This window comes from Desulfosporosinus sp. I2, from assembly GCF_000960765.1.
GTDB lineage: Bacteria > Bacillota > Desulfitobacteriia > Desulfitobacteriales > Desulfitobacteriaceae > Desulfosporosinus.
This window is the reverse complement of record NZ_JYNH01000311.1, coordinates 1-626: the sequence shown is the minus strand read 5'-3', so window position 1 is coordinate 626 and position 626 is coordinate 1. Positions and strand designations below refer to the sequence as shown.

1 protein-coding gene and 1 rRNA gene are annotated in these 626 nt (G+C 50.5%); one reads left to right on the top strand and one right to left on the bottom strand.

The window, feature by feature from the left end; translation table 11 throughout:
• Positions 1-172: 172 nt before the first annotated feature.
• Positions 173-288, top strand: a 5S ribosomal RNA gene (gene rrf, locus UF75_RS25870).
• 58 nt (positions 289-346) lie between these two features.
• Here rrf and UF75_RS25865 read toward each other — a convergent pair.
• The coding region (locus UF75_RS25865) for a hypothetical protein (RefSeq protein WP_045577378.1) at positions 347-626 on the bottom strand (280 nt) is incomplete at its 5' end.

Below are 626 nucleotides of genomic sequence, written 5' to 3'. Positions count from 1 at the left end.
TCGAGGCTCGATGTCCGAGGCGCGAGGTCCGAAAGGACGGAAGGCGAAAGACGAAGAGCTTTGGGATTGTTAACGACTAGGTAAGTGGCTCAAATTCAATCGACAATACTAGAAAAAGACTCTGTGCAGTTTTGAGAGAACAGCGTTCGCAAGGACAGCCCAATCTCAGACATCTGGTGATCATGCCGGAGGGGTTCCACCCGTTCCCATCTCGAACACGGAAGTTAAGACCTCCAGGGCCAAGGATACTTGGAGCATAGCTCCTGGGAAAGTAGGTCATCGCCAGGTAAACAAGCAAAATGACTATCTCTAACGAGGTAGTCATTTTTGTGTTAGTTATTATGTACTAATTAGATGAGGCACCGGGGTTCCACCCGTTCGGGATCCACACTGCAGGAGAGTGCCTTATAAGTCGCAGTGTGGCGAAAAGCTCCCCTTCGCCACGAAGTGTTCCTTTAGGGTGGGTGGCTCGGCGATAATGTCCACCGGACACTATCGTGTTTTTCGTATACCGAACACGGAAGTTAAGAATCCACACTGCAGGAGTATGCGTCACAAGTCGCAGTGTGGCGAAAGGCTCATTCTTCGCCACTAAGTCTTCCTTTGTGGTAGGTGGCTCGGCGATA